Source organism: Paraburkholderia fungorum, assembly GCF_902833645.1.
GTDB classification, from domain to species: domain Bacteria; phylum Pseudomonadota; class Gammaproteobacteria; order Burkholderiales; family Burkholderiaceae; genus Paraburkholderia; species Paraburkholderia fungorum.
On record NZ_CADFGE010000014.1, the window covers coordinates 264,647 to 285,131 of the forward strand.

Below are 20,485 nucleotides of genomic sequence, written 5' to 3' on the forward strand. Positions count from 1 at the left end.
AGGCAGCGCATGAAGATTCATATTCAGGGTGGCACGCTGATCGATCCGGCAGCGGGCACCGAACGGCAGCAGGACATTTTTATCGCGGCGGGCAAGATCGTTGCCATTGGCAACGCGCCCGCTGATTTCAGTGCCGAAAAGACGATCGATGCCAAAGGCCTCTCGATTACGCCGGGTCTGGTCGACCTGTCCGCGCGCTTGCGCGAACCGGGCTACGAACACAAGGCGACGCTCGAATCGGAAATGGCCGCCGCGCTCGCGGGCGGTGTGACGAGCCTCGTGTGTCCGCCGGATACCGATCCGACGCTCGATGAACCGGGCCTCGTGGAGATGCTCAAGTTCCGCGCGCGCAATCTGAACCAGGCGCATGTGTATCCGCTCGGCGCGTTGACGGTCGGTCTGAAAGGCCAGGTCATCACCGAGATGGTTGAATTGACCGAAGCGGGTTGTATCGGCTTTTCGCAGGCCGATGTGCCGGTGGTCGACACGCAGGTGCTGATGCGCGCGTTGCAGTACGCGAAGACCTATGGCTTCACGGTGTGGCTGCGCCCGGTCGATGCGTATCTCGGCAAGGGCGGCGTGGCCGCGAGCGGCGCGCTGGCGTCGCGGCTTGGATTGTCGGGCGTGCCGGTGTCGGCTGAGACGATCGCGCTGCATACGATCTTCGAACTGGTTCGCGTGACGGGGGCACGGGTGCATCTGTCGCATGTGTCCTCGGCGGCGGGCATCGAATTGATGCGTGCGGCCAAGGCCGAAGGCCTGCCGGTGTCGTGCGACGTCACCGTGAACCATGTGCATCTGATCGACCTCGACATCGGCTACTTCGACGCGCAATTCCGGCTCGATCCGCCGTTGCGCCAACAGCGCGATCGCGAAGCGATACGCGCGGGTCTCCTCGACGGCACGATCGACGCGATCTGCTCCGACCACACGCCGGTCGACGACGACGAAAAACTCCTGCCGTTCGCCGAAGCCACACCTGGCGCGACGGGGCTCGAATTGTTCCTGTCGCTGACGGTCAAGTGGGCCGACGAGGCGCGCGTGCCGTTGGCGAAGGCGCTGAACCGCATCACCACGGCGCCGGCCGAGGTGCTGAAGCTGGGTGCGGCGGGCCGCATCGCCGTGGGCTCGGTCGCCGATCTTTGTGTGTTCGACCGCCACGCATATTGGCGTGTCGAACCGCGCGCACTGAAGAGCCAGGGACACAACACGCCGTTCCTCGGCTATGAATTGCCGGCGCGCGTGCGGGCGACCATCGTGTCCGGTCACGTTGCATTCGAACAGCACTAATATCCGCGGCAATGCCCAGTTACGGAAAGCTCCGACCATGAAGCTCGCGTTACGCAAAGCCCGTCTTATCGCGCATCTGCTGCACGGCATGTGGATCGTCGCGACGCGCTTTCACAAAGTTGGCGCTGAAGGGCGGCTGACACTCAATCGCGAATGGTCGCTGAAAATGCTGCGTCTATGCGGCATGCGGCTCGTCGTGCATAACGACAGCGCACGGCTCGACCGCGGCGCGCTGGTGGTCGCCAATCACATCTCATGGATCGACATCTATGTGATCAACGCGTGGCGGCCCACGCCGTTCGTCTCGAAGGCCGAGATCCGGCAGTGGCCGGTGGTCGGCTGGCTGGCGCAGCAATTGGGCACGGTGTTCATCCAGCGCGAGAAGCGCAGCGACGCGAAGCGCATCATGCACGAGCTGTCCGACCGTCTGAGCGCGGGCGAGCTGATGTGCGTGTTTCCTGAAGGGACGACGTCGAACGGGCTGGCGCTGCTGCCGTTCCACGCGAATATGTTTCAGGCCGCCGTGTCGGCCTCGGCGCCGGTGCAGCCGCTGTGCATCATGTACGAAGATGCGCAAGGCCGGCAGTCCACCGCGCCTGCCTATATCGACGATCTGACGCTGGCCGACTCGCTGAATATGTTGCTGCGCGGCGGCCCGTTGACCGCGCACGTGTATGTCGGCGCGCCGCTTGCGCCGGGCGCGGACAGACGGACGCTGGCAGCCGAGGCGGAAAGGGTGATTGCCGCGGCGTTGCGGGAGATGCAGGGCGGTATGACGACTTCCGGAGCCGCGATCGCGGCGTCGATTTCCTCGCCTGTGGCTGCTAACGACGCCAATGCTTCCAACGCCCCGGCAGTGTTGATCGAGCCGGCCGATCGGTCGGGCCGCTCGGCTTGACCGGTCCCGCCGGCCGGTCAAAGAAGCCGGCTTTTTGGAAGCCGGCTTTCTAGTTGCCGCCGGCCGGCGCGCGGCAGGTCTCGCAGTCGACCTGGGTCAGCGTGCGTTCCGCGGGATTTTGCGCGAGGCGCACGGCGGAGAGCTTTTCGCCCCATACGCAGCCGGAATCCAGCCCGATCAGATTGTCGCGCAAGGTCAAACCGAGCGCGGCCCAATGGCCGAACACCATCGTCACATCCGCGGTCTTGCGCGACGGCACGTCGAACCACGGCATGCTGCCCGGCGGGGCGGAATTCAGGCCGCCACTGCTGCTGAAATCCATTACGCCTTCGGCATTGCAGAAGCGGATGCGTGTAAGTGCGCTGCACGTTAGACGCAGCCGCTCGATACCTTTGAGACCGGGTGTCCAGCGATTCGGCTCATTGCCGTAGAGTCCCGCGAGCGTTTCCTTCCAGTTCGGCGCGCGCAGCGCCCGCTGCAATTCGTCGGCCAGTTCCATGGTCAGCGCGGCGTCCCATTGCGGCAGCACGCCCGCATGGACCATCAGCATGCCGTTATCGAAATGCGCGAGCGGACGGTGGCGGACCCATTCGAGCAGATCGGCGGCATCCGGTGCGGAAAGAATGTCGTTGATCGTGTCGCCTTTCTTCGATTTGCGGATTCCCGCCGACACCGATAGCAGATGCAAGTCGTGGTTGCCCAGCACCGGCACTGCGCGCTCTCCCAGCGCGATGATGTCGCGCAGCGTGGCGAGCGACTCGGAGCCCCGGTTGATCAGGTCGCCGGCGAACCACAGCGGCGTGTCCGCGGGCGGCGCGGCTTTGGCCAGCAACTGCTGGAACGGCGTGCGGCAGCCTTGCAGGTCGCCGAAAGCGAGCGGCAGCGGGTACGGTTGCGGGACGGCGCTGGCAGCAGAAGCGGCGGTGGCAGAGGTGGATGCGGTGGAAGCGGGGGAGGATGTCATCGGAAGTCGGTGCAATTCGATACACGCGGTTACGAACAAGGCGTGCCGCGTTGGGCGGTGCAGCAAGTTAGCGTGACATAATAGCCCGTTTGAAGCACGGGTATCGCGGATGCGCCGCGCCGAGCCGCCAGCAATGGGCGGTGCCGGGCTTGAGTTCAGACGTGCCGCTGCCGGCGCGCGCGATATTGCACCACAACAGGATGACCCTCGTGAACGGAGAAAGCATGCCGTCTACTCATGCACAGCAACCTATCCGCACGCTCGTCACCGGGGCGAGTGGCTTCACGGGCCGCTATCTGGTCGACAACCTGCTTGGCCGCGGTCATACCGTGATCGAAACCGTGGCTGGGCGTCACGAACCGGAAACGCCGACACGCGTCAGGCTCGACATTACGTCGCCCGATATGTGCCGGCGTGTGATCGAAACCGTGCGGCCGGACTACATTGTGCATCTGGCGGCGATCAGCTTCGTAGGCCATAACGATCCGCTCGATTTTTATCGCGTCAATGTGCTCGGTACGCTGAATCTGCTGGAGGCCTGCGCAGCCGTTGGCCATACGCCCCGCAAGCTGTTGATCGCGAGCAGCGCGAACGTGTACGGCAATGTCACGAGCGATGCTATCGACGAAACGTTCCCGGTCACGCCGGTGAACCACTATGCCGCCAGCAAGGCGGCGATGGAAACGATGGTGCGGACCTGGTTCGACCGGCTGCCGATTCTGATCGTGCGGCCGTTCAACTATACCGGCCGCGGGCAGGCATCCAACTTCCTCGTGCCGAAGATCGTCGAGCATTTTGCGCGGCGTGAACCGGCTATCGAACTCGGCAATATCGACGTGGCGCGCGATTTCTCGGACGTGCGTTACGTGGCGAGCGCCTATGAGGCTTTGCTCGACTCGGCGGCCGCGGCCGAAACGGTCAACGTTTGCACCGGCACGCCGTACACGCTGCGCGAGATTCTGTCGGCGGCGAGCGATCTGACCGGGCATGAGATCGAGATTCAGGTCAATCCGGCTTTCGTGCGTCAAACCGACGTGAAGATGCTGGCGGGGTCGCCGGCCAAGCTGCGTTCGCTGGTGCCGAAGGTCGAGGCCATTCCGTTTATGGATACGCTGCGTTGGATGTTGGCGGCTTAAGTCGCGCAATCCACGGTATTTGCGCTCATTTGTCGTTATCTTGCTTTTGGTCGGCGCGTTCGGCTGGTTCCTTGCTGCGCAGTCGAAACCAAACTTGTCAAGCTGTTTCAAGTTGTTAGGGTTCTAGTTTTTGCCTCGGGCGGCTTTATAATCGGGGCTTCATAAGATTGGCGTTTGAGCGCCTGCCTGCTGTGCGAGGGGCTGCGCCGGGCGTTGACAAGAATCCGACACCACAACGCGGGGTGTGTGGATCGGCAAAGCGAATCCGATCCGCCACCAACATCTAGAAGGGAATTACATGATCCTGGTAACGGGCGGTGCCGGCTTTATCGGCGCCAATTTCGTGCTCGACTGGCTTGATACGTCGGACGAAGCGGTGCTGAATGTAGACAAACTCACTTACGCCGGCAATCTGGGTACGCTCAAGTCGCAACAGGGAAATCCCCGGCACGTGTTCGTGCGCGCCGATATCTGCGATCGCGCCGCAATGGACGCGCTTTTTGCCGAGCACAAACCGCGTGCCGTGCTGCACTTCGCCGCGGAAAGCCATGTGGACCGTTCAATCCACGGTCCGGCGGATTTTGTGCAGACCAACGTGGTCGGCACCTTTACCTTGCTTGAAGCCGCTCGCCAGTACTGGAACACGCTCGGCGAGGCCGACAAGGCCGCGTTCCGTTTTCTGCATGTTTCGACCGACGAGGTATTCGGCTCGCTCTCCGCTACCGATCCGCAGTTTTCCGAAACCACGCCGTACGCGCCGAACAGTCCCTATTCGGCCACCAAGGCGGGTTCCGACCATCTGGTGCGCGCCTACCATCATACGTATGGCCTGCCGGTGCTCACCACGAACTGCTCGAACAACTACGGTCCGTACCAGTTCCCCGAAAAGCTGATTCCGCTGATGATCGCCAACGCGCTGAGCGGGAAGGCGCTGCCGGTTTACGGCGACGGTCAGAACGTGCGCGACTGGCTGTATGTCGGCGACCATTGCAGCGCGATCCGCGAAGTGCTCGCGCGCGGGACGCCGGGCGAGACGTACAACGTCGGCGGCTGGAACGAAAAGAAGAACCTCGACGTCGTGCATACGCTGTGCGACCTGCTCGACCAGTTGCGTCCGAAGGCGGGCTCCTCGTACCGCGACCAGATCACCTACGTGAAGGATCGTCCGGGCCACGACCGCCGTTATGCGATCGACGCTCGCAAGCTCGAGCGCGAACTCGGCTGGAAGCCGGCCGAGACGTTCGAAACGGGCCTTGCCAAGACGGTTCAGTGGTATCTGGACAATCAGGCGTGGTCTGACGAAGTCGCTTCGGGTGAGTATCGGAAGTGGGTTGAGACCAACTACGCGCAGCGCGCGTAAGGGCACGGCAATGGCGCGCAAAGGCATTATTCTCGCGGGCGGATCGGGCACGCGCCTGTATCCGATTACGCATGTCGTCTCCAAGCAGTTGCTGCCGGTCTACGACAAACCGATGATCTACTATCCGCTGTCCACGCTGATGGTGGCGGGGATTCGCGACGTGCTTATTATTTCCACGCCGCAGGACACGCCGCGTTTCGAGGCGATGCTCGGCGACGGCAGCCAGTGGGGTATGAACATTCAGTACGCGGTTCAGCCTTCGCCGGACGGTCTCGCGCAAGCGTTCATCATCGGCCGTGATTTTGTCGGCAACGATCCGTCGGCGCTGATTCTCGGCGACAACATCTTCTATGGGCACGATCTCGCGAAGCAACTTGAGCGTGCAAATGAGAAGGACGAGGGCGCGACCGTCTTTGCTTATCACGTGCACGATCCGGAGCGGTATGGCGTCGTCGAATTCGACAAGCAGTTCCGGGCATTGTCGATCGAAGAGAAGCCGGTCAAGCCGCGCTCGCACTACGCCGTTACCGGCTTGTACTTCTACGACAAGCAGGTCTGCGATATCGCGGCGGACATCAAGCCGTCGCCGCGCGGCGAGCTTGAAATCACCGACGTCAATTCGCGTTATCTGGCTAACGCCGCGCTCAATGTGGAGATCATGGGGCGCGGCTATGCGTGGCTCGATACGGGCACGCACGATTCGCTGATCGAAGCGGCCACGTTCATCGCCACGCTGCAAAAGCGCCAGGGGCTGGTGGTTGCGTGTCCGGAGGAAATTGCTTACCGGCAGGCATGGATCGACGGTGAGCAACTGCTTGCGCTCGCTAAGCCGCTGGCGAAGAACGCATACGGCAAGTATCTGCAAAACCTTCTTACGGACCAAGTTGCATGGCCATCCAAGTAACCGCTACGGCGCTGCCGGAAGTCAAGATTATCGAGCCGAAAGTGTTCGGCGACGCGCGGGGTTTTTTTTACGAAAGCTTTAATGCTCTCGAGTTTGCCGAGCACGTGGACGCCAGTGTCACGTTCGTGCAGGATAACCACTCTCGTTCGGCGAAGGGCGTGCTGCGCGGGCTGCATTATCAGATTCAGCACCCGCAGGGGAAGCTCGTGCGCGTCGTTGAAGGCCATGTTTTCGATGTGGCCGTTGATATTCGCAAATGTTCACCAAACTTTGGTAAGTGGGTCGGTGTGAATCTTTCTGAAGAGAATCACCGGCAGTTGTGGGTGCCACCCGGTTTCGCGCACGGGTTCGTCGTATTGTCTGACACTGCGCAATTTCTTTATAAGACCACTGACTACTGGTTTCCAGAGTTCGAGCGTTCTCTGTTGTGGAGTGACGCCCAGATTGGGATTGAATGGCCGATGGACGGCCAGCCGCAACTGGCGGCGAAGGATGCGGCAGCCAAGGGCTTGGCAGACATCGAGGTCTTCGCGTGAAGATACTTATTTCAGGTTGCGACGGGCAGGTTGGCTGGGAGTTGCAACGCAGCATGGCCGTTCTAGGTGAGGTAATAGGCCTGAACCGTCTGCAATTGGATCTGGCACAACCCGGCAGCGCTGCCGCAGTGGTCGAGCGTATGTCGCCGGATGTAGTGATCAATGCTGCAGCGTACACGGCGGTGGACAACGCCGAAAGCGAGGAAGCCTTCGCGACACGCATCAATGGCGAGGCCGTTGGCGAACTCGCGTGCGCCGCACGTGACGCCAAAGCATTGTTCGTCCATTACTCCACCGACTACGTCTTCGATGGCACTAAAAGTTCACCGTATCTTGAAGACGACACTACCTCTCCGCTCAGCGCCTACGGGAGAAGCAAGCTTGCGGGTGAGCGTGCGATCAGACAGGCCGGTGGAGATTGGCTTGTTTTTCGAACCACTTGGGTCTATGGCGTGCGCGGAAAGAATTTTCTGCGCACGATGCTGCGGCTCGCGGCTTCGCGTGAAGAGCTCAGTGTTGTCGGTGACCAACTGGGCGCACCGACGTCTGCGCGAATGATTGCGGATGCCACCGCGCACATTGTTGCCCAGTGCATGCAGGAGCGCCGGGCAGAAGCGGAGTTTGAAAGCGGCTTATTTAATCTGACGGCAGCGGGCGTGACTACGTGGCACGGTTTTGCCGAAGCGATCATCGATGCCGCGAGGGCGCGCACGCCAAGCGCTGTTGTCACGCGACTCGTCAAATCAATTTCTACTGCAGAGTATCCGACTCCCGCGCGTCGACCTCTCAATTCATTGCTCGACAACGGCAAGCTAACCAGCCGGTTTGATATTTTCCGTCCCGATTGGCGCGACGCGATGCACCTCGTTCTGGATGACCTGTTCGCGGCCGCCACACCATAAATCGTACTTGCGGCACGAGTGGCTTTCATGCCGCTTGCCGTACTCGAATTCAAGGTAATGAAACGTTTCTCTAGTTCTCCCAAAGCAATAGTCGACTCGTTCGCCCGCAATCGGCGACTCTTATACGATCTTGCCAAGCGTGATGCTATTGGCCGGTACAAAGGGTCTGTTTTCGGCATTCTGTGGTCCCTGTTGACCCCGTTGCTGATGCTAACGGTCTACACATTTGTGTTCAGCGAGGTGTTCAAGGCGCGCTGGGGTGGTGCCGGTGCAAGCGCCGGAGACTCAAAAACGGCGTTTGCCATCGTGCTTTTCGCCGGCATGATCGTATTCAACATTTTCGGTGAATGCGTATCGAGAGCGCCCGGTGTCGTCCTTGGCCATTCGAACTACGTCACAAAGATCATTTTCCCGCTCGAACTGTTGCCGGTAGTCAATCTCCTATCTGCGCTGTTCCATGCATGCATCAGCTTTGCGGTGCTGTTGGTGTTCGAGTTGGTTGAGCGCGGTTCGATTCCGCTCACGGTGTTTTGGCTTCCGTTCGTCTTGCTGCCTCTTTCGTTGCTGACCTTGGGCGTGACCTGGTGGCTGTCGGCAACAGGGGTCTTTGTTCGCGACATCGGCCAGACCATCGGCATTTTTATTACGGCGTTGATGTTCCTTTCTCCTGTTTTTTTCTCGCTCGACTCGTTGCCGCCGCGTTTTCGGCTGATAGCCCACCTTAATCCGCTGGCCTTTCCTATCGAACAGGCGCGCAACGTACTTGTTTTCGGCACGCCCATCGAGTGGACCAAGTGGTTGATCTACGTCGCGGCGACATCAGTTATCGCATGGCTGGGATTTGCGTGGTTTCAGCGCGTTCGCAAGGGGTTTGCTGATGTCATCTGAAATCGCGATCCGCGCACAGAATGTTGCGAAGGCTTTTAACACCTACGAGCGTCCTCAGGATCGGCTAAAGCAAAGCTTTTACGGTGCGGCGGCACGGTTTGCGCCGACTCAGTCGTTGAGGCAGCGTTTTCGCGCGCGCGCGAAAGCCTGTGCGCGCGAATTTTGGGCACTGAAGGGTATCTCGTTCGAAGTAGGGCGAGGTCAGACGGTGGGCGTCATCGGGCGGAACGGATCGGGCAAAAGTACGTTGCTTCAGATTATCTGCGGAACGCTGGAGCCGACGTTGGGTTCCGTAGCAACGAAAGGACGGATCGCCGCTTTGCTCGAACTGGGCTCAGGCTTTAATCCCGACTATACGGGACGTGAAAATGTCTTTCTCAATGCTCAGCTTCATGGGCTTTCACGGGAGCAAATCACTGAGCGGTTTGACAAGATCACCGCATTCGCGGATATCGGCGAGTTCATTGATCAACCGGTAAAAACGTACTCAAGCGGTATGTTTGTGCGCTTGGCGTTTGCGGTCATCGCGCACGTCGACGCCGACATCCTAGTGATCGACGAAGCGCTTGCTGTCGGTGATACGTTCTTTACTCAAAAATGCATGCGCTTTCTTCGGCAGTTCATGAAGACAGGTACCATCCTTTTCGTTAGCCACGATACGGCTTCCGTGAAGGCGCTGTGCTCGCACGCTATATGGATTGAGAAAGGCGAGGTGCTTGAGGCGGGCGACCCAAAGACTGTATGTGATCTTTACTTGCAAGCGTTCTTTGAGGAGCAGCAAGGTCCGGGGACGACGACGCGTTTGCAAAAAAAGCGGGCCGCGCTGCCGATTAAACGTAAAGCCGTCCGTGACCACCGCATGAATTGGCTGAACAGCAGCAACCTACGCAACGATCTCCGCGTTTTCGAGTTCGATCCAGCGGCCAAGAGCTTCGGGGAAGGGGGGGCGCAGGTGATGAGCGTCTCGTTCTGCGACTCAGAAGGACATCCGCTCAATTGGGTGGTGGGTGGAGAAGAAGTGACGCTTCATGTCGAAGCGAGAGCGCTGGTTCAGTTGGGCTCGCCTATCATCGGGTTTTACATCCGCGATCGGCTCGGTCAAACGCTATTTGGTGACAACACCTACCTGAGTTATCAGAACGACGCACCGCCGTGTGATCAAGGGCAGACTATTGAAGCATTTTTTTCTTTCTTCGTGCCCGTCCTGCCCAAGGGCGACTATTCGGTTTGTGTGGCGGTGGCTGACGGAACGCAGGATGAGCATGTGCACCATCATTGGGTTCACGATGCACTCATGTTTAGGTCCGAGTCTACGAGTGTTCCGACCGGGCTTATGGGAATTCCAATGAACGATATCAAGCTCGTCGCGGGCGAATATCACGACGAATAAGGCTGAAGATGAACCTACATAATTTGGAACCGCGTCGGGTTACGACACCTCACAGTTGGCTTGGACATATACCTTTCGCGATTTGGCTTGTGGAATTTGTCAAGCCACGCGCTATTGTCGAGCTCGGTGTACACACTGGGAATTCGTTTTTTGCGTTTTGCCAAGGTGTGTCCCAAGCGGGCCTCGATACCCGCGTGTTCGGTGTCGATACGTGGGCCGGCGATTCACATGCGGGCTTCTACGAAGAGCAGATCTATCGGGAGGTTGCGGAGTACAACAGTGCCAATTACGCTTCGCAGGCCACGTTGTTGCGCATGACCTTCGATGATGCACTCAAGCAGGTTGCCGACGCCACAATCGACCTTCTACATATCGACGGCTTGCATACCTATAACGCTGTAAAGCACGACTTCGAGACTTGGCTTCCAAAGCTGTCGGATCGGGCGGTCGTTCTTTTCCACGACACAGAAGTAAAGCGCGACAATTTTGGTGTTCACCGTTTCTGGGACGAGATCGTTCAAACCTATCCTGGTTTTCGCTTTCATCACAGCAATGGCTTGGGTGTTCTGTTCGTGGGGCAGAATGTTCCCGCCGAATTTATCGAATTGTTCAAGGACTGCAGCGAAGAAGGCTTGAAGCAAAACATGCATAACTTCTTCACTGTTGCAGGAGAACGCCTCGAGTTTCGCCATGGACAGTCCTCAGTTAACACTCTGCGCAACGGGCAGCTCAGAGAGACGCAAACAAAGATATATTGGGCGGGTCCCGACGGTGAGATGTCCGAACAATGGTCGGCCGCTGCGCCTCTTGTAATCGGCGGCGGATGGCAGACCGTGCGCGTCGTGCTCGACGTTGAGTCCCCGGTCAGCCTACGTCTCGATTTAACGGATTGGCCTTCGGCGCTTCACCTTGGGGATGCCAAGATCTTGGCGGCGGACGGATCGATGTTGTGGCGATGGGATGGCGAGGCTCCATTGTTGTCCGGAATGGTGGAGTTGCAGCCTTTCGCGTCGTCCGACCCAGATGTCCGGCTGTTTTTGGTCGCCCAAGGATTTGATCCGCGAGGAACACTGGCGCTCGCCGCAGACATTCTTGACAAGATTCGTCCAGGATGTGTGCTATCTATTAGCCTAGATGCAAGGCCGCTGTCGGCGTTTGCGTCTTTGAATCAGTGATCGTTGCCAAGTTGCGGGTTAGCAAAAAAGACATGTCGAAAATCAAGCCAATCGCATTCTATCTGCCTCAGTTCCACCCTGTTCGCGAGAATTCGGAGTGGTGGGGGCCGGGCTTCACCGAATGGACCAACGTTGCCAAGGCGAAGCCAAATTTCGTTGGCCACTATCAGCCACATGTGCCGCGCGACCTCGGATTTTATGACCTCCGGATCGTTGATACGATGCGGCAGCAAGCGGAATACGCGACGCTCTACGGTGTGCACGGTTTCTGTTTCTATTATTATTGGTTCAATGGACGTCGCATTCTCGAGCTGCCGCTGAACAATTTCCTCGCAAGTGACATCGAATTCCCGTTCTGCGTGTGTTGGGCCAATGAGAACTGGACCCGCACGTGGGACGGGATGGAAAAGAACGTGTTATTAGAGCAGGTTCATAGCGACGAGGAAGATCGACACTTTATCGAGGACCTGATTCCAATTCTAAAAGACCGTCGCGCAATTAAGGTGGACGGCAAACCCATGTTGCTGGTGTATCGAGCAGACTTGTTCCCGAGCGCCAAAAATACCGTTCAGCGTTGGCGCGAGGTTGCTCGAGATCACGGCATTCCGGAACTCCATCTCTGTGCGGTGCAGTTCTATGGGATTGAGGATCCTAGGGTGTGGGGATTTGATGCGGCAGTCGAATTTCCTCCGCACACGTTCATTGGCCCGGAAAATAAGCCAGATAAGTTTCCCGAACTAATCAATGACAAATTCGTTGGCGGAATGATCGACTATCGAAAAATCATTGCACAGTCGATGGAGCGGACGTCAAAAGACTATCAGTGGTACCGGGGCATCATTCCTTCTTGGGACAATACCGCCCGACGCCAGAACAACCCGCACACGGTGGTTAGTTCGTCTCCTGAGCTTTATCGCTTTTGGCTTAACCAGTTGGTTGAGTTTACACGCGTCAATAACGGCGATGATCACCAATTCCTGTTTATTAATGCGTGGAACGAATGGGGGGAGGGTTGCCATCTAGAGCCTGATTTAAAGCACGGTCTGGCATATCTGGAGGCTACGAAAGAGGCGGTCGAAGGAATCGATGATTCTCGACGCATACTCATGTCGGATCCACAATTGGCCCGCGCAATTGGCGAAGACGGTCTTGCGAGTTTGCTAGAGCAAAAGGCGAGCCTTGAACGCGATTTGGTTATGAACGCCGCCGAGTCTAGGCATCACCTTAAGCGTCAAGAAACGATCCGTGCTCGACGAATCAGGCAGCGCGTTGCAAGCCGTCTTGTGCATTACCCTCGTCTTTACCGGACAGTACTGCGTTTGTACAGGGCGATAAAATGAAGAGGGCGAAGCGAATCGCCGTCATGGCGCATTTCGATCCCACTGGTGAGATGCCCGTTCGAACGAGGCGACTCATGCGCCAGTTGCTCGAGGTCGCGGATCACTTGATCGTGGTTTCAACGGGCCTACGGCCGGAGGCGTTCGAGTCAAGCGACCCTCGCATTACCGTCGTACTTCGTCAAAATGTAGGTTACGATTTTTATTCATTCAAGGTGGGAATCGAGTCAATTTCCGCGTTGTGGGCTTATGACGAATTGATTGTCGCGAACGACAGCATCTACATGGTGCGCGACCATAGCTTTTCGGATGTGTTCGAACGCATGTCGGATGCAGAGTGCGATATGTGGGCAATGACCATTTCAGACCAGATCGTTTCGCATGCTCAGTCTTACTTTGTGGTATTCAGGAAGTCTGTTTTGGTCACGCCGGCGTTCGCCAAGTTTTGGCGCAATGTGCGCGTTCTAGACAACAAGTGGGAGATCATCCTTAACTACGAAGTTGGGATGACGCAACATTTTGTTGCTCACGGAGCACGGATTAAGGCCGCATTCAGACCAAAATTCGGCGACTTTTTAACCATTGCGTGGCGGCTAGCAGCTCGACGCAAGGTAATTCAGCCTTTTCAATTTTTGATCGAGCTGCTTCATTGGCGGCGTGTTAGATCTTCAAACCTAACGCATTACTTATGGGACAGAGTTGCGTCGGAACTCGGATTCCTTAAATGCGAAGTATTGCGCGACAATCCAAACGGCCTGCGCATGCATCGCCTTGCGGAGATTGTCGGTACTGAGCGTGTTTCGGAAATTAATGCGGAAATGACGCGGATGCGGCGGAAACGGCCTGTGGGGGATGCCGTCGCACCGGCCGCAGCGAACTCGGTAAGTATATTGCTACCGGAGTTTTTGCTGTCGTCGATTGATTTATCGCATCTTCACGCCGAATTGGCGGTGATTGTTCATCTTTATCACGTAGACCTTGCAGACGAAATTAGCGACTACTTGGACAACATCGTTGTGCCAGTTGATGTTTTTGTCTCAGTAAAAAGTGTAGAGGATTATTTTTCTGCGGAACAGGTCTTCAGTAGACGCGGACACAAAGTCTTTCTATATGTACATGAGAATATTGGTCGCGACGTCGGTCCGTTTATCAGTTTGCTCAATAGCGGATTACTGGACCGGTATTTATGTGTTTGCAAGATTCATTCTAAGAAAAGCGTTTATAGTGCGAAAGGCCAGGCTTGGCGCGACAGTTTGTTCAGCAGCCTTCTAGGCAATTCCTATCGTGTTCTTAAGATTGTCGAAGCGTTCCGGCGAAATCCGTCTTGCGGGATCGTTGGGCCGGATGACGCGTTCGTTACTCACGCGCGCTTCTGGGGCGGCAATGAAGCGCGTCTCCGCCATCTCGCCTCCCGACTGGGAATCCCGGACGCGCAAGTGTCGCTGGGTTTTTTCGCTGGTACGATGTTTTGGTTCAGGCCCGCAGCACTGGACGGTCTGCGTGCGCTTCACATCGAGACGTCGGACTTCGAAGCAGAGGCGGGTCAACGCGACGCAACTTTGGCGCACGTTATAGAGCGTGCGTTTTCCTTGGCAGCGCAGCACGCTGGCTTTTATAGCGCATCGACGACGAATCTCGATGAGCCGATCGATCCTGCGCAGTTCGCTGAACGCGGTGTGATGGTGCTGGACGAGCAATGACCGGTTTGAACTCCGCAAGTCCTACGACTCTGATTGAACTCAATGCAGGTGGTGTGCGTGCCGAGTCCGTCCGTGTGGGTGCAGTCATTGTCACTTTTTGCCCGGAAGTTCGGAAGATCGAGCGTGTGATCGAGGCAATTACACCTCAAGTCGCTCGAGTGCTCGTCGTTGACAACGGTTCGCCGCCGGAGTCAGTCGATCAACTGCGCGGGCTTTGTCGCCGGTTCGAGGCGCTCTTGGTGGAAGAGCCTGTCAACGTAGGGATCGCCTCAGCGCAGAACCAGGGTGCGAAACTACTGTTGGCCGAGCAATGTGATTATCTTTTGTTATTGGATCATGATAGTGTGCCCAGTGCCCGAATGGTTACGGAACTCGTTTGTGCAGATATTGCGCTGAGGTTGCGAGGCGAGCCAGTGGGCGCGGTGGGGCCAGTTTGCGAGGATTTCAGGACGGGCGCGCGTTGGCCATTCGTTCGCCTCGATGGCTTATTTGTCCGACGCATTGCTTCATCATCGAACTGTCCCATTGTCAAGACCGACTTTCTAATTGCTTCAGGTTCTCTGATTCATCGCACCGTTTTCGAGTTCGTGGGGCCAATGAACGAGGCGTACTTTATTGACCATGTTGATACAGAGTGGTGCTTACGGGCGAGTGCTTCAGGTTATTCGCTGTTTGGCGTGGATGCGGCGCGTCTGGACCATGAGTTGGGCGATCGAATAGTCCGGGTCTGGTTTCTAAGGTGGCGCGAGGTAGCTGTGCATTCCCCGGTGCGCATGTATTACATGTTCCGCAATACGCTTCGAATGGTTTCTGTAACGCCGATGCCATGGGCATGGCGCATTGCGCACGTCTATCGTCTTGCGCAATTCATGTTCTTCTATGGTCTCCTTGTTAGGCCACGCATTTCGTACTGGCGCGCGATGGTATACGGGGCTGTCGATGCCGCGAAGAAGAGAATGTATGGACTTGGACGGTCGCTTTAAGTGGGATTGAGATGCTGCGGTCTACTTCCCGCGCAGCATTGAGTCTGGAAAAGTATAGAACAACGCTATTCGCTGATCTTCTTTAGGAGAGTCGCTGTGGATTTCCGTTCATACATCAGGGAGCAAGCGCGGGGCAAACGTATCTTAGAGATTGGTCCGTCCTACAATCCGATTACCCCGCGAGCCGATGGTTTCGACGTCACGGTGATGGATCACGCGGACGCGGTTGCGCTGAAGGTGAAGTACGCAGCTTTCGGAGTAGACGTGTCGAAAATTGAGGATGTGGATATTGTCTCGACCGATCTAAACGCGCTTGTAGCCGCTGGTCGGAAGTTTGACGTTATTGTTGCCAGTCACATGATCGAGCACACCGCAGACGTTATCGGCTTTTTGAAATCTTGCGATGCTCTTCTTGACGATGGCCAACTAATGTTGATCGTCCCGGACAAACGCTTCTGTTTCGATCATTTTAGGCCAAATTCCACCGCTGGGCATGCCATCGATGCCTACCTGTCCCATCGCCAAAAACATTTCGGGGCTCTTTTTGATCACTACGCGTTTTTCGTTCTAAATTCAGATTTAATGGCTTGGGGGGAAGCAGCGCAACAAGACTTGAAATGCCTGCACGGTGCACAGGACGCGTCTCGGGTGCTGGCTGACGCGCTTGCAAGCGATCAATACGTGGACGCGCATGAATGGGTTTTTACACCGGCGAGTTTTCGACTAATGATGCGCGATCTACGGGACGCTGGTTTGGTGAATCTTCAGCAATCTTTTTTTCATCCAGAGGTCGGATGCGAATTCATGGCGATTATGTCTCAGCATGCGGCGGCGCCTGAAGATATTTCTCGAACGGTTTTGTTAGGCGAGATCGAACGCGAAGGTGTTTCTTCTAGTCAGCTTTTTTGTGAAAAAATTTCCACGCTGAATTCCGCCGCGGCAGAATTGGATCGCGTGCTGAAATTGTCGAGGCAGCAGGCAGACGAAATTGTCGAACTGAAGCAGCAGATCGTCGCCTCAAACGATGAGCGTGACAAATTTTTACGTATGATCGAGGCTATTAAGCGTAGCACCTCGTGGCGGGTTACGCGGCCGCTGCGGGCATTGAAAACTGTATTAAAGTTTCACCCGTAGTGAACCTTGTTTTGCCTAGGGTGCACGACGAGTGTTTGTTGGCAGAGCGTCGTAGCGGACCGACGCCCCCACAATTTCTATTACATAACATTAGCCAATGAGTTTTTCCCCAGACATCAACGTCCATGCGTCAAGCAATAACCGGTCGCCACTCAAGACGGTGATGACACGCTGGGTCGCCCTACTCGGTCTGGTCACGATGATCAGTTCCCTTGTTGGGGTTGTCCTAAATTTCTCGGAAGTTCCATATATGGATCAGTGGAACGGTTACCTTGGGTTCTGGCGAGAAATTCAAAATGGCCATTGGTCGGCTTGGTGGCGCCAGCATAATGAACATCGAATTATTGTGTCCCGGCTGCTTTTTTGGCTCGACATTAAGTATTTCGATGGATTAAACATCTTCACGGTTTTGATGAATTGCGTGCTGCAAGTCGCACTGGCTGGGACGTTTTTGATCGCTTACTGCAGGCTTCAATCTCGGAAAATTTCGTTTGTTCTGGTTGTCGGTGTAGTCGCAGTTTTGCGATTTTCGTGGATGCAGGGAGAAAACTGGACTTGGGGATTTCAAAGCCAGTTTATCGCGGTTTATCTGTTCGCAGTACTTGCATTTCTGTCGAACAGCATGCTTGTTGAGCGCCGATATGGCGGTTTGGTAAATTCAATGCCGGTGTTATTTTGCGCATTAGCTTCCGGCAGTATGTCGAATGGTTTATTGGCGCTTCCGGTGCTTGTGCTACAAGCGATCGCTTTGAGGCGGAATAAGAAAACTATAATCTTTTTTTGTGTGGCTTCGGCCGTAATCTGGCTCCTATACTTCATCGGCTACGAGCAGCCTAAATACCATGCATCGCCGTTGGATGGAGTGATCCACCACTTTCCGCAAGTTACGCAATTTTTTCTGATCTTCCTAGGCGGACCCGCGTATTTTCTTAGTGGCTCCGCCGAACTGGCGATGGTGACAGGTGCGATTGTATTGTTAAGTACTCTTGGGGTCGCAGGCGTACTGCTCGTACGAGGTGCGATGAATCCCTATCGGACCATGCTGATCGCCACTTTCGGCTTTGCTACCCTCTCTGCATTTGCCGCGTCGACGGGCCGGTGGAATTTCGGTATCGAGGCTGCCGAAGCTACGCGCTACATGACGCCCGCGCTTCTTTCATGGCTGGCCTGTGTTCTTCTTTTTCTTGACATACTGATCGGATCGGCCTTCTGGATGTTTACGGCTTTTCTGGCTTTGATTGTGTTACCTGGAGTGGTCTTCTATCAAATTCACATCGCTGATCACGATCCGCAGATTTTTTATCGCCGCGTCGGCGTGTTGTCGCTAAAAATGGGAGTGGACGACTTCGCTTATACGGACTGGCTTTACCCAAGGTCAATGCACGCTGAATTGCGCGACTTAGCCACGTATTCCAATATGCATGCGCTTTCTGTCTTTGGGCATAGTCTGCTTTCGGAGGTGGGGCAGGTGCATTTTTCTCAAGCCAGCGCCGTTTCCCGCAGTTGCAAAGGTTCCTTGGATAGCATTGTCGTCGCTGGCTCGGTGCGCAGACTAGGGGGATGGGTTTCCTTCCCGCAGGTACGCAAAGCGATCCTGATTGTGCTCGTTGACGAGCAAAATGACACGGTAGGTTATGGCGTAAGTGGAGATTTGCGCCCAGACGTTGACCGAGTTGTCCCGGGTGTTGAGCAAAACTCTGGGTGGGTGGGCTATGTGCGTGGGGGGCACGGAGCAGTACGAGCGTACGCTTTTCGCGATGGAATTTTCTGTCCACTTGCCACGGTCGCTAACGTACAGACGGGGCCAACCGGGTGACGGTGGATGACCTCGCCTTGTGCACCATACGAACGTAGGCCTCGGAGCGCTGGACGAAAAGCTATTGGATGGTCTTTTTTTCGATAGAATCCGAAAAAACGAAAGGATTCGAATGAAAAGCAGATATCCGGCGACCTAGAGTATCTCGTCGCATTCGATTGCTATGACTCTATTTTAAAATTTTCCCTGTGCAGATATTCGGCTCAATCAACATGGCCGTTAAGCGGCGAGCGTTTCAGGTGATTTTAGCGGTCTTCTTTATGATCGGACTGCTAGCTGTTATGCCAATTGCACCTGTGTTCCCGGATGCGCTAATCGACACTTCATGGGCGCATTGACTCATCAGAATTGCAACTCGCGTTGACCTGTTGCCTCACGTAGTTTGCTACCCGTCGGATTGTCCGGCGGGAGCGGCACGAGGTGACGAGGCAAATCAGCATGACGACACGCAAGGAGTTGGTCGCAGCATTGCAATCGCGGTATAGAAGCGCGACGTTCGGTGACCGGATCAGGATTCTCGACGAGTTCGTGGCTTTGACCGGCTATCACCGCAAGCACGCCATCCGGCTGCTGCGGGAGCAACCCGGCGCAACGAAGGAGACCCGCGAGCGCAACCGGTTATACGACGAGGCGGTACGCCAGGCGCTGACGGTGTTGTGGGAAGCGGCCGACCGGGTTTGTGGCAAGCGCCTGAAGGCGTTGATTCCGAAGCTGGTTGACGCCATGGAACGGCACGGCCATCTCGATCTGGATCCGGTCATCAAGGCCAAACTCCTTCAGGTCAGCGCGGCGACCATCGATCGCCTGCTGGCCAATGCGCGTTTGCACATTGACGGGCAGCGCAAACGCCGCAAGGGTGTGGGCTCGGCCATCCGGCGTAGCATCCCGGTGCGCACGTTCGCCGACTGGCGTGATCCGCCGCCGGGTTTCTTCGAGATCGATATGGTCGAACACTGCGGCGGCTCGAAGACCGACGGTGAGTTCGTTCACACGCTGACATTGACCGATATAGCCAGCGGATGGACAGAATGTGTGGCCATGCGTACGCGCAACCAGATGCTTGTTATCGAAGCGTTTGAGAAGGTGGCCGCCGATCTGCCATTCTCAATGCTTGGGGTGGATTCGGATAACGACACCGCATTCATGAACCAGAGCGTATTCGACTACTGCAAGGGACATGGCCTTGAGCAGACTCGCTCGCGTGCGTACAAGAAGAACGATCAGGCCTGGGTGGAACAGAAGAACGGCGCCGTCGTGCGACGACTGGTTGGTTATGGCCGTCTGAGCGGTACCAATGCGAAGAACGCGCTAGCGCAGCTATACGCGTCATCGCGTCTATACATTAACTTCTTCCAGCCTTCATTCAAGCTGAAGTCCAAGACGCGCGACGGCGCTCGTGTGCACAAGGTCTACCTTGCGCCGGCAACGCCGTGCGATCGGCTTCTGGCGCACGACAGCGTCGAACCCGCGATCAAGGAAAAGCTGAAGGCGCAGTTCAACAGCCTCGATCCTGTACGACTGTTGCAGGAGATGCGAACGGCCCAGCAGACTTTGAGCGAGTTCGCGGCCCACGGTGCGCCCGCTGAAGCAACGCCAGCAGGCGAATCAGATGTTGCCGTTTTCCTCGCGAGCCTCTCTTCGGCATGGGAGCAAGGGGAAGCACGTCCGACGCACCGCAAGCAACCCAAGGCAAAGCACTGGTGGAAGACCCGGGTGGATCCGTTCGCCGACGTGTGGCCGGTCATTGAAGGGTGGTTGATCGCCGAGCCCACAGTTGCTGTTAAGGAGTTGATGGACCGGTTGGCAACGATGGTTCCGGACGTCTATGCACGCAAGACGCAACTACGAACGCTGCATCGCCGGGTCAACGCATGGCGCGCTGAGCGTGTGAGAGAAATGGTTCTGGGCAGCATGCGCCAGTGCACCGAAACGCCGACTGAAGTGTGAACTGCAGAAAAGTTGAAAGCCGGCGGGGGCCGGGCGCTGCGCGCCCGGAAAACCACGAAAGAAAAGAAGAAGGAAAGCGAAACGACAACAATCCGTCGGGTAACATTCCTTCGTGAGGCAACACG

At 56.6% G+C, this 20,485-nt stretch carries 17 protein-coding genes; 16 read left to right on the forward strand and 1 reads right to left on the reverse strand.

Translation table 11 applies throughout. The features are described from left to right. Positions 1-9 precede the first annotated feature (9 nt). Both HWX91_RS33775 and HWX91_RS33780 read left to right on the forward strand, forming a co-directional pair. Positions 10-1,290, forward strand: coding sequence for a dihydroorotase (locus tag HWX91_RS33775; protein ID WP_028199858.1), 1,281 nt, complete (start codon positions 10-12; stop codon positions 1,288-1,290). Positions 1,291-1,327: 37 nt separating this feature from the next. Next, positions 1,328-2,188 (forward strand): lysophospholipid acyltransferase family protein, encoded by an 861-nt coding sequence (locus HWX91_RS33780; protein ID WP_028199857.1) that lies wholly within the window; start codon positions 1,328-1,330, stop codon positions 2,186-2,188. Positions 2,189-2,237: 49 nt separating this feature from the next. Here the strand turns inward: HWX91_RS33780 and HWX91_RS33785 are convergent, their stop codons facing one another. Beyond that, positions 2,238-3,152 carry a symmetrical bis(5'-nucleosyl)-tetraphosphatase gene (locus HWX91_RS33785; RefSeq protein WP_028199856.1) on the reverse strand — a complete coding sequence of 305 codons (915 nt, stop codon included), beginning with the start codon at positions 3,150-3,152 and terminating at the stop codon, positions 2,238-2,240. A gap of 224 nt (positions 3,153-3,376) precedes the next feature. Here HWX91_RS33785 and HWX91_RS33790 point away from each other — a divergent pair, with 224 nt between their 5' ends. The 14 genes from HWX91_RS33790 to HWX91_RS33855 all read left to right on the forward strand — a co-directional run bounded on the left by HWX91_RS33790 (position 3,377) and on the right by HWX91_RS33855 (position 20,360). Beyond that, positions 3,377-4,288 (forward strand): GDP-mannose 4,6-dehydratase, encoded by a 912-nt coding sequence (locus tag HWX91_RS33790; protein ID WP_028199855.1) that lies wholly within the window; start codon positions 3,377-3,379, stop codon positions 4,286-4,288. 298 nt (positions 4,289-4,586) lie between these two features. Continuing rightward, positions 4,587-5,648: a dTDP-glucose 4,6-dehydratase gene (gene rfbB / locus HWX91_RS33795; RefSeq protein WP_028199854.1), complete on the forward strand. Its 1,062-nt coding sequence runs from the start codon at positions 4,587-4,589 to the stop codon at positions 5,646-5,648. Between the two features lie 10 nt (positions 5,649-5,658). Continuing rightward, on the forward strand, positions 5,659-6,552 hold the full coding sequence (gene rfbA / locus HWX91_RS33800) for a glucose-1-phosphate thymidylyltransferase RfbA (protein ID WP_028199853.1): 894 nt from the start codon (positions 5,659-5,661) through the stop codon (positions 6,550-6,552). Further along, positions 6,537-7,088 (forward strand): dTDP-4-dehydrorhamnose 3,5-epimerase, encoded by a 552-nt coding sequence (rfbC, locus tag HWX91_RS33805; RefSeq protein WP_028199852.1) that lies wholly within the window; start codon positions 6,537-6,539, stop codon positions 7,086-7,088. Before rfbA ends, rfbC begins: the two co-directional genes overlap by 16 nt. Then, complete coding sequence (gene rfbD / locus HWX91_RS33810; protein WP_028199851.1) at positions 7,085-7,990, forward strand: dTDP-4-dehydrorhamnose reductase; 906 nt, start codon at positions 7,085-7,087, stop codon at positions 7,988-7,990. Before rfbC ends, rfbD begins: the two co-directional genes overlap by 4 nt. A gap of 57 nt (positions 7,991-8,047) precedes the next feature. Beyond that, positions 8,048-8,878, forward strand: coding sequence for an ABC transporter permease (locus tag HWX91_RS33815; RefSeq protein WP_028199850.1), 831 nt, complete (start codon positions 8,048-8,050; stop codon positions 8,876-8,878). Next, on the forward strand, positions 8,868-10,268 hold the full coding sequence (locus HWX91_RS33820) for an ABC transporter ATP-binding protein (protein WP_028199849.1): 1,401 nt from the start codon (positions 8,868-8,870) through the stop codon (positions 10,266-10,268). Before HWX91_RS33815 ends, HWX91_RS33820 begins: the two co-directional genes overlap by 11 nt. 89 nt (positions 10,269-10,357) lie before the next feature. Next, positions 10,358-11,443 (forward strand): class I SAM-dependent methyltransferase, encoded by a 1,086-nt coding sequence (locus tag HWX91_RS33825; protein ID WP_062859113.1) that lies wholly within the window; start codon positions 10,358-10,360, stop codon positions 11,441-11,443. 32 nt (positions 11,444-11,475) lie between these two features. Continuing rightward, positions 11,476-12,783: a glycosyltransferase WbsX family protein gene (locus tag HWX91_RS33830; RefSeq protein ID WP_028199848.1), complete on the forward strand. Its 1,308-nt coding sequence runs from the start codon at positions 11,476-11,478 to the stop codon at positions 12,781-12,783. A gap of 74 nt (positions 12,784-12,857) precedes the next feature. Continuing rightward, positions 12,858-14,480 (forward strand): rhamnan synthesis F family protein, encoded by a 1,623-nt coding sequence (locus HWX91_RS33835; protein WP_162181309.1) that lies wholly within the window; start codon positions 12,858-12,860, stop codon positions 14,478-14,480. Continuing rightward, positions 14,477-15,463 carry a rhamnosyltransferase gene (locus tag HWX91_RS33840; RefSeq protein ID WP_052660817.1) on the forward strand — a complete coding sequence of 329 codons (987 nt, stop codon included), beginning with the start codon at positions 14,477-14,479 and terminating at the stop codon, positions 15,461-15,463. Before HWX91_RS33835 ends, HWX91_RS33840 begins: the two co-directional genes overlap by 4 nt. Before the next feature lie 96 nt (positions 15,464-15,559). After that, positions 15,560-16,597 (forward strand): class I SAM-dependent methyltransferase, encoded by a 1,038-nt coding sequence (locus HWX91_RS33845; RefSeq protein ID WP_052660816.1) that lies wholly within the window; start codon positions 15,560-15,562, stop codon positions 16,595-16,597. A gap of 250 nt (positions 16,598-16,847) precedes the next feature. Continuing rightward, positions 16,848-18,413 carry a hypothetical protein gene (locus HWX91_RS33850; protein WP_127837897.1) on the forward strand — a complete coding sequence of 522 codons (1,566 nt, stop codon included), beginning with the start codon at positions 16,848-16,850 and terminating at the stop codon, positions 18,411-18,413. A gap of 438 nt (positions 18,414-18,851) precedes the next feature. Further along, positions 18,852-20,360 (forward strand): ISNCY family transposase, encoded by a 1,509-nt coding sequence (locus HWX91_RS33855; RefSeq protein ID WP_028199846.1) that lies wholly within the window; start codon positions 18,852-18,854, stop codon positions 20,358-20,360. Positions 20,361-20,485: the final 125 nt, after the last annotated feature.